Genomic DNA, 8,333 nt, shown 5'->3' with positions numbered 1-8,333 from the left:
AAGGGCGAGTTTGCGAAGACCCCGCCCGGCATCGCCGGAAGGAGGGAACCCCCGAAGGGGGCGCGACAGCGGGGTACGTTTCTTTGCCTTCTTTCTTGTCGTACAACAAGAAAGAAGGTCGCCCGCCGGGGGCGAGTCCCCGGCCAATGTGACGTAGTACAACGGAACACCGTCCCGCAAGGGCTCACCGGTTCGAGGTCGAACGGAATGAGACAACGACCTTCACGTAAAGTCCGAAAAGCGCTTCACCCCCGACAGGCAAGGCTCACCGAGCCCGGCGTGCCTGCCAGGGGCAGGGCTTACATACCTAACGCGAACAGAGCCAATAAATTCGACCCCACGGTCCCTCCAGCCACCGTCATGGCGTACCTGCACGGGCTCGGTGTATTGGGCAGGCCGTTCCGACTCACATCCTGACTCCACGTAACCATGAACCCCACTCCGAGCTCCATAAACATGCCTGACCCGCAGCACGAAACATCCCTCGCCCACTTCCCGGTTGCGCTCTTCTCCACGGTGATGGGGATAGCCGGGCTCGCTCTGGCCTGGCAGAAAGCTGCGCAGGTGCTCGCTTGGTCGGGGCTGGTGGGGCAGGGGCTTGCCGTGCTGGCTGGTCTGGTGTTCCTGGTGGTGGCCGGCTTCTACGGGGTCAAGCTGTTTCGCCATCCGGCCGCGGCACGGGCCGAAGCCGCGCATCCGGTAAAGATGAACTTCGTTCCCGCCATTTCCATCGGCATCCTGTTGCTGGCAACGGCATGGAGCCGGATGGCGCCGGACGTGGCGAGCTGGATGTGGGGCGTGGGCGCGGCACTGCATCTGGTGTTCACCTTGCGGACCATGAGCGCCTGGATCCACCACACCCATTTCGAGATCCAGCATCTCAACCCGGCCTGGTTCATTCCGGTGGTGGGCAACATCATCGTCCCCCTCGCGGGTGTCAGGTTTGCGCCGGCGGAGGTGTCGTGGTTCTTCTTCAGCATCGGGCTGGTGTTCTGGATCGTGCTGTTCGCCATCGTGATGTATCGCCTGTTCTTCCACGCACCGCTGGCCCTGCGCCTCACGCCCACGCTGTTCATCCTGCTGGCACCGCCCTCAGTCGGCTTTGTTGCCTACACCAGCCTTTCCGGCGGCCTCGATGCTTTTGGGCGGGTGCTGTATTACACGGCCCTGTTCCTGGGAATGCTCTTTGCCAGCAATGCAATGCGCTTTTTCAGGGTTCCGTTCTTCGTTTCGGCCTGGGCCTATTCGTTTCCGCTGGCCGCGCTGAGTGTTGCGACCCTGTCAATGGCCGAACTCGGCGGGCTGCCCGCGCTCCGTCTCCTGGGTGGGGCGTTGGTGCTGATCAGCAGTGCGGTGATTGCCCTGCTGGGGGGGCTCACCGTCCGCGCTGCACTGCGTGGCGAGATCTGCCGCGCGGAGTAGATGCGTCGCTGCAGGGCACTGGCTTGTGTCTTGCAGAGGGCGATGATCGGCTGCCATAACTGCCATATATAAGACAAAGTGCTGCCAATCTTGCTGCCACTTTCGTTTCAGCATGGACAGCCATACGCAACGCATAATCTCAGGTGGCTGTAATTAAAAGGATTTCCCCTGAGCTGCCGTGCTGGCACGGGACTTGATAAGCACTTGCTTATGTTTGGTGTCCGACCCCGGCGCCCCAGTCCCCAGGAGAAGCCCCCATGGCAAGCACCCCCGTTTCCACTCTCGGAAGTCCGAACACCTCCACGTCCTGCTCAACCCCCTGCAACCCTGGCCGACGCCAGTTGCTGATTGCCACCGCTGGGGTGGGGGGCGTGCTGGCGGCGGCAGCCGCCGTTCCCTTCGTGGCCAGCCTTACCCCGTCCGAGCGGGCCATGGCCGCAGGCGCGCCGGTGGAGGTGGATATCGACAAGCTGGCGCCGGGCGAGATGATGGTCATCGAATGGCGTGGCAAGCCTGTGTGGATCCTGCATCGCACCCCGGAGATGCTCGCCGCCCTCGCCAAGTCCGAAGGCGAGCTCGCCGATCCGGGCTCCGCGGTGGAATCGCAGCAACCGGAATACGCACACAACCCGCACCGGTCCCGGCGCCCTGAGATTTTCGTGGCGGTGGGCATCTGTACGCACCTGGGCTGTTCGCCCTCGTCAGCCTTCCAGCCCGGCAACCCGGCCATCGGCGCTGACTGGCCGGGTGGCTTCCTGTGCCCGTGTCACGGCTCCACCTTTGATTTCGCCGGTCGGGTCTTCAAGAACAAGCCTGCCCCCACCAACCTGGAAGTGCCGCCCTACACCTACCTCAGTGACGCGCGCCTGCGTATCGGTGAAGACAATGGCCCTGCCTGAGCACGCCTCCGCCGACGATCGTGAAGGCAGTGGTAAGGAGGATGCAGGCATCCGCATCCTGTCGGTGCTTACTGGCCTGGTGGTGGCCGGCCTGCTGATCTTCGCGCCACACGCCAGCCAGGACCGCTGGGGTGCAGCCGATCCCTTTGCCGCCATCCTGTTGCTGTGGTCCATGGGCGCCGGCTTTGCCAGCGGCCTGGGCCTGGCGGCCGGGCTGCCCCGCGTCGCCCAGGCCTTTCTGTCCAGCCCCGCCTGCCTGGGCGCCCTTGTGCTCGCTGTATTCCAGATCGCAGGTCACTGAAAGCCCGCCATGTACTTTCGCCAGTTCTTTGAGCCCGATCAGGCTGCCATGAGCTACCTGCTCGCCGACCCCGCTACCGGCCAGGCCGTGGCCATCGATCCCCGTCCCGACCCGTGTCAGGCCCTGTTGCTGAGTGCCTTGCTGGCGGAGCGCCACTTCGATCTCGGCTTCATCCTGTTGACTCACACCCACGTGGACCCCGGCAACAGCCTGCCCGATCTCTATCCCGGCGCCCAGGTGATCATCGGCAGGGGAGGGCGCCGGCTTTCCGGGCAGCGTGCCGTGGCTCACGGCGAGCAGTTGCAGGTGGGAGAGGCGGACATCCGGGTGATCGCCACCCCGGGCCACACCGCCTGCAGCGTCAGCTACCTGTGGCAGGACCGGGTCTTCTGTGGTGATGCACTGGAACTGGGCGGCTGCAGTCAGGCCAAGGACAACGACTGCGACCCGGGGCGACTCTACGATTCAGTGCTCAACCAGCTCTTCATGCTCCCGGACGAGACCCTGGTGTTTCCAGGCCATGACTTTCACGGTCGCACCGTTTCCACCATCGGTGAAGAGCGCCGCCACAATCCCTTCTTCCAGCCCCATTCGCGAGATCGCTTCGTCAGCCGCTACCGGGCCTTGCAGTCTGGTGCTGACCGACCAGGGGGCGCTGCCGAACGACGGCTTGATCATTGCGACCGGCGGGCGATTTCTCAAGAAGATGCCCGGTATTGAGCCCTGTTGCGTCAGCAGGGGCGTCGAGATGGCTTCCAGCTGTGCTTTTTCAACGCCGCGGCCGAACCCGGCCCGAGTTGATCTGCATTGTTGATAGTCTGAGCGCCGGGACGCTGGTTTACCGGGACGCGAAACGCAGCTGGGTGCTGCCTCCCTTGCGCGCGATGCACTGGGCCAAGCGCTACTTCGAGCGACATTACCTGCGGGGGCTGCGCTGAATCCGCCCGTCAGGCGGCCCGTCCGCTACCGCGGCTGATGGGGAGGATTAACGCACTGATAATGCAACGCATCCATTCTCAATCGGTCTATCCTGGATAAGTGACCTTACCAAAGGACCGCCATGCAGGATCGCCCCCAGTCGGCCGCCGAGGAACTCGCCAACAGCGTTAGCCATGGCCTGGGCTTTGTGCTGGCCTTGGCCTCGGCGCCGATTCTGATCGTGGTGACGGCCCAGCGCGGCAGCGCTGCCAACATCGTGGGGGCCTGTGTGTTTGCGGCGACGATGGTGCTGCTCTACCTCAGCTCCACCCTTTACCACGCGGCCTCTCCGGCCCGACCGGGGGCCAAGCGCCTGCTGGCCCGGATGGATCACGGGGCGATCTACCTGTTCATCGCCGGCAGCTACACGCCCTTTGCCCTGGGCGTGCTCGACGGCCCCTGGGGCTGGACCCTGTTCGGGCTGGTGTGGGGCATGGCGGCCGTCGGCCTGACCCTGAAGGCCTTAGACCGGCTCGCCAATCCTTGGCTGTCCACCGGCCTGTACCTGGCCATGGGCTGGCTGGTGGTCATTGCCGCCGTGCCACTGATCGAGCGGGTCGCGCCGGCAGGCCTGGCCTGGCTTGTGGCCGGTGGTCTGGCCTATACGGGGGGTGTGGTGTTCTACATGACCGACGCGCGCCTCCGCTTCGGGCATTTCATCTGGCACCTGTTCGTGATGGCCGGCACCACCTGCCACTTCTTCGCCGTGCTGGGCTACGCCGCCTGAGCAACGCGCCACAGCGGCTCACCACGCTTCCACGCGGTTCAGCGCACCTCGTCAGTCATGACGACGAAGTTCTTCAGGATGTTGGGGCCGAAGGTGTTGCTGATGGCCACATCGGCGGCATCCCGGCCACGACCGATCAGCACCCGGCCGATGCGCGGCACATTGTTGCGCGCATCGAAGGTGTACCAGTTCCCGTCCAGCCACACCTCGAACCATCCGGCAAAGTCCATTGGTCCGTAGGGAGGCGGCACGCCCATGTCGCCCAGGTAGCCAGTGCAGTAGCGGGTCGGGATGTTCATGCAGCGGCAGAAGGTGATGGCCAGGTGGGCATAATCCCGGCACACCCCGACCCGCTCGTGCCAGGTCTCCCAGGCGGTCTTGGTGGCGCGGGCATGCTGGTAGCCGAAGCGGATGTGCCCATGCACGTAGTCGCAGATGGCCTGGACCCGCGCCCATCCCGGTGGTGTGTGACCAAAGAGTTGCCAGGCGATCTCCGACAGGCGGTCGGTTTCGCAGTAGCGACTGCCGAGCAGGAACATCAGGGTCTCGTCGGGCAGCTCGGTAACCGGGGTCTGGCGGGCTTGCGCCACCACGATGTCAGGTTGGCCGGAGTCATTCAACAGGGCGTCGGTCCGCAGGCGCAGCAGGCCCTTGGGGGCAACGATGCGCGAGCACCAGTTGCCGAAACTGTCCCGATACGCGCGGAGTGGCACCGGCGGATCGGCGATCAGGTGGTCGGGGGTGATCATGTCGGAGATGCGCGAGTAGTGCACATTGACCATCAGGATCATCGGGGTGGGCTGAGGGCATTCGTAGGTGATATCGAAACCGATGCGGATTTTCATGGGAGCTCCTGCGGCAAGGGTGGGGCCGGCGGGCTGCCGGTGCTGCGCAAGAGGGCCTCGCGCAAGGACTCGATCAAGGTCCGGCGCAGGGCGGCCCAGTGGGCGCCCCCGTCGGCCTGGTGTTTCTGATTCACCTCCAGTTCGATGCCGACATAGGCATCGGCGGGCAGGCGCCGGCGGAACCAGGCGGTCAGCCCGTCGCCCTTGCCGGCATAGGGGTAGTTGCGGCGCACCTGGAGGTGGGGGGCGAGGTGGGCCAGGGTGGCTTTCCAGTGCGCGCACAGGGCCACCTCGCCCGGGCGTCGGGGGTCGTAAAGCAGGCCGACATCGGCGCGCCGCTGGCGGCCATCGAGCACCGGCGTGAAGCTGTGAGACGACAGGTGGAGGACTCTTCCACGCTCGGCAATGGCCTGGCGAACGACCGACTCGGCTTCACTGCGGTAGGGCTGGTAGAACCTGGCAAGGATGGCTGCGCGCTGCTCGGCAGGTAGATGGCGGATTACTTCGGAATGGATCACAGGGTTGCCGACGGAACGGTTCAGGTCCACCAGCAGACGGCATACCGTGGAGGCCACCAGTGGTGCCGCGAGGGCGTCGGCCAGGTCGCGGGCTAGCTCCAGCGCACCGGCATCGAAGCCCCGGTGGGAGGCCAGGAGGGTCTCCTGCCCGGCGAAGAGGCTGCGGTAGGGAGACGGAATGCGGTTTCCTCCGTGCTCACAGGTGATCACCACAGCGCAACGGTCGGGCATGGGGCAGGGCCGGTGCCGTTGTCACGGTCGACCGTCAGGAATCAAGACATAGAGAATGACAGGGCAAGGCGCTGGGGTCTGTGCGCTGGCGCTCACAGGGACGAGGCGGCCATGGCGACCGCGTAGCGGGTCCGGTCGGCCTCGTAGCAGGTGCAGGCCGCACCGCTCAGGCCGTCCCGGTCGAGGATGGTAATGTCGCCCCGGGCATAACGAATGATGCGGCGCTGTTGCAGGGCGGTGGCGGCCCGGGTGATGCCCACCCGCCGTACGCCCAGGATGTAGGCGAGAAACTCATGGGTAACGCGGAAGCGATCGCCGTGGGCCCTGTCCTGAGTCATCAGCAGCCAGCGGGCCAGGCGCTGTTCGACGACGTGGTAGCGGGTACAGCCGGCGGTCTGCGCCAGTTGCCCCATCAGGGCATGTACATAGTGGCGCAGCACCTGGCCCAGTACCGGGCAGCGGGCCAGTTCCTCACGAAAACGGGCTGCGTCGGCGCGCAGGGCAAGCCCTGGCACCTGCACCACGGCACGTTCGGGCGATAAGGGAACATCGAGCACGACGGGCACACCCAGCACCCCCTCGTCCCCCACCAGACCCACCTCCAGGCTGGCCCGGCCCTCGATCAGCACCACCTGGGCGATGGCGCAGCCAGTGGGAAACCACACGTGGCGGATGGGCAGCCCGGGTTCGGCAAGCACCTCGGCGAAGCTCAGCTCCACCGGGGTGCAGATGCCCAGCATACGCACCAACTCCTGCCGCGGAAGCGAGGCGAGCAGGCGGTTGCCGGAGGCGGCGGAGGGCAACACGGACATGGGTGGACTTTCCTGGTCACGGCGGGCGCCCCGGGCGGGACGAGCCCGTTATGGGTGTGTCCGCAGAGTCGCGCAGGAGATCGGAGGCTGTCGGGGCGGTAACGCACACTGCCGTCAAACCCGCTCGCAAACCCGACCGCGCTAAACGCCCCAGGTTACAGGGGTGTCCTCCTGCAGGGCCCCCTCCATCAGTTCCAGCACGGGCAGGCCGCGCTGGAAAAAGCTCACGGCATCCCCCCCGGCATCGCTCGACTGGGGTGGGTCGCCGGCCTTCACCGCATAGGTGGCAGCGTCTGCATCGATAGCCCGGCGCAGGCGAGCGATGGCCTCTGGAAGCTGGGCAACGGTGACGATGCCGGTTTTTTCCTCTCGGTCCTTGCCTAGGACGTCGAGCAGTTGCCGAGCGTTCTTTTCAAAGGTGATGACGTTGGCGCTGGCGGAGGATTTGAAGGTGATCAGCATGGTGGACGTCCTCGAAAAGGGAGTAGCCCACTGTGCCGCCCGGGCAGTGGGCTGGTCTGTGCGCCAGCGCACCCAGCGCGGTGCCCTCAAGCCCTCGGCCCGACCGCCCCGCGCTACGTGCGCTGGCGCACCGACGTGCTTCATGGTGGAGACGACGATGGGTTCGAGAGGCACCCGCTGCCTCCTCCAGTCCGGCCGGTGCCATGCAAGGTATGGCGCTGCTGGCCCGGGCCCTGTCCATCCGTACCAGGAGACACCATGACCAACGAAACCACCCCCATGCCCCTTGAAAGCCGTAAGGAAGGATTCATGAAGGACGTGAAGGACGCTGTCGATAGCGCCGATGCACGCCTCACCGACATGGCCCACTCCACGGCTGAGGGCTTGGCGAGCGCACGCTCCGCTGCACAAGACGCCATGGGTGACGCCCGTTCGCGTTTTGATGATGTGCGTCGGCGGGCTTCCCACCAGGCCCATTGCGCAGCTGACGCCACCCAGCACTACGTCCGTGAAAACCCCTGGCAGGTACTGGGCGGTGCGGCCGTCGCCGGGTTCCTGATCGGCTTCCTGATTACCCGCCGCTGAATGCCGTATCCGAAGGGCAGACCTGTCCTCCGGCCCACTATCGAAGGAGCTCAAAATGAACTGGGACATCGTTGAAGGAAACTGGAAGCAATTCAAGGGTAAGGTCAAGGAGCAGTGGGGCAAGCTCACCGATGACAATCTGGACGTGATTGCCGGCAAGCGTGACGGCCTGGCCGGCAAGATCCAGGAGGCCTATGGGGTCACCAAGGATGAGGCCGAGTCGCAGATCAAGCACTTCGAATCGCTCAACAAGGATCTGCCTCCGCGCTGAATCCGCGGGCCCGCCACCTTCCATGCGGCGGGCCCCATGCTTTTAAAGGAATCGAACCATGACCAGCTTCATGCGCTTCACCCCGACCGCGCCACCTGACGACAGGGTCGGAGATCGATCCCCCTTTGCCGCTCAGATGGTCGAGCACCTCCACCCTGATACCGCCGCTCATGTGGGCAAACTCCTGGAGGCCAACCTGAAAAGGTGGGAGGGCGAGGGCGGCATCGTGGTTGACCTGAGCCCTCTGCCGCCGCCCCGTTCATGAAGCCGGGCATGCCGGCC

At 65.3% G+C, this 8,333-nt stretch carries 12 protein-coding genes; 8 read left to right on the top strand and 4 right to left on the bottom strand.

The window, feature by feature from the left end; genetic code table 11:
• Window positions 1-456 precede the first annotated feature (456 nt).
• The 5 genes from ACIQ09_RS07890 to ACIQ09_RS07870 all read left to right on the top strand — a co-directional run bounded on the left by ACIQ09_RS07890 (window position 457) and on the right by ACIQ09_RS07870 (window position 4,327).
• Window positions 457-1,422 carry an SLAC1 anion channel family protein gene (locus tag ACIQ09_RS07890; protein WP_398307936.1) on the top strand — a complete coding sequence of 322 codons (966 nt, stop codon included), beginning with the start codon at window positions 457-459 and terminating at the stop codon, window positions 1,420-1,422.
• Window positions 1,423-1,679: 257 nt separating this feature from the next.
• A complete protein-coding gene (gene petA / locus ACIQ09_RS07885; RefSeq protein ID WP_398307934.1) occupies window positions 1,680-2,321 on the top strand; it encodes a ubiquinol-cytochrome c reductase iron-sulfur subunit in 642 nt (213 codons plus the stop codon).
• Window positions 2,308-2,622, top strand: coding sequence for a cyd operon YbgE family protein (locus tag ACIQ09_RS07880; protein ID WP_398307932.1), 315 nt, complete (start codon window positions 2,308-2,310; stop codon window positions 2,620-2,622). The genes petA and ACIQ09_RS07880 overlap by 14 nt, the downstream gene beginning before the upstream one ends.
• 9 nt (window positions 2,623-2,631) lie before the next feature.
• Window positions 2,632-3,342 (top strand): MBL fold metallo-hydrolase, encoded by a 711-nt coding sequence (locus ACIQ09_RS07875; protein WP_398307930.1) that lies wholly within the window; start codon window positions 2,632-2,634, stop codon window positions 3,340-3,342.
• Window positions 3,343-3,682: 340 nt separating this feature from the next.
• Window positions 3,683-4,327 (top strand): hemolysin III family protein, encoded by a 645-nt coding sequence (locus tag ACIQ09_RS07870; RefSeq protein WP_398307928.1) that lies wholly within the window; start codon window positions 3,683-3,685, stop codon window positions 4,325-4,327.
• A gap of 38 nt (window positions 4,328-4,365) precedes the next feature.
• Here ACIQ09_RS07870 and ACIQ09_RS07865 read toward each other — a convergent pair whose 3' ends face one another.
• The 4 genes from ACIQ09_RS07865 to ACIQ09_RS07850 all read right to left on the bottom strand — a co-directional run bounded on the left by ACIQ09_RS07865 (window position 4,366) and on the right by ACIQ09_RS07850 (window position 7,369).
• Window positions 4,366-5,172 (bottom strand): transglutaminase family protein, encoded by an 807-nt coding sequence (locus tag ACIQ09_RS07865; protein WP_398307926.1) that lies wholly within the window; start codon window positions 5,170-5,172, stop codon window positions 4,366-4,368.
• Complete coding sequence (locus ACIQ09_RS07860; protein WP_398307924.1) at window positions 5,169-5,921, bottom strand: N-formylglutamate amidohydrolase; 753 nt, start codon at window positions 5,919-5,921, stop codon at window positions 5,169-5,171. Before ACIQ09_RS07860 ends, ACIQ09_RS07865 begins: the two co-directional genes overlap by 4 nt.
• 92 nt (window positions 5,922-6,013) lie before the next feature.
• Window positions 6,014-6,733, bottom strand: coding sequence for a Crp/Fnr family transcriptional regulator (locus tag ACIQ09_RS07855; protein ID WP_398307922.1), 720 nt, complete (start codon window positions 6,731-6,733; stop codon window positions 6,014-6,016).
• A 141-nt stretch (window positions 6,734-6,874) separates the two neighbouring features.
• The gene (locus ACIQ09_RS07850) at window positions 6,875-7,369 is read right to left on the bottom strand and encodes a DUF1840 domain-containing protein (RefSeq protein ID WP_398307920.1); all 495 of its coding nucleotides are present in this window, start codon (window positions 7,367-7,369) and stop codon (window positions 6,875-6,877) included.
• 84 nt (window positions 7,370-7,453) lie between these two features.
• Between ACIQ09_RS07850 and ACIQ09_RS07845 the strand changes: the two genes are divergently transcribed.
• Genes ACIQ09_RS07845 through ACIQ09_RS07835 form a run of 3 tightly spaced genes read left to right on the top strand, consistent with a single transcriptional unit; the run spans window position 7,454 to window position 8,316 of the window.
• Window positions 7,454-7,780 carry a YqjD family protein gene (locus ACIQ09_RS07845; protein ID WP_398307918.1) on the top strand — a complete coding sequence of 109 codons (327 nt, stop codon included), beginning with the start codon at window positions 7,454-7,456 and terminating at the stop codon, window positions 7,778-7,780.
• Between the two features lie 55 nt (window positions 7,781-7,835).
• Window positions 7,836-8,051 carry a CsbD family protein gene (locus tag ACIQ09_RS07840; protein ID WP_398307916.1) on the top strand — a complete coding sequence of 72 codons (216 nt, stop codon included), beginning with the start codon at window positions 7,836-7,838 and terminating at the stop codon, window positions 8,049-8,051.
• Window positions 8,052-8,109: 58 nt separating this feature from the next.
• A complete protein-coding gene (locus ACIQ09_RS07835; protein ID WP_398307914.1) occupies window positions 8,110-8,316 on the top strand; it encodes a hypothetical protein in 207 nt (68 codons plus the stop codon).
• Window positions 8,317-8,333: the final 17 nt, after the last annotated feature.

This window comes from Zoogloea sp. (genome assembly GCF_044344315.1).
Taxonomy (GTDB): Bacteria; Pseudomonadota; Gammaproteobacteria; order Burkholderiales; family Rhodocyclaceae; genus Zoogloea.
This window is presented reverse-complemented; position numbering and strand designations above follow the sequence as displayed.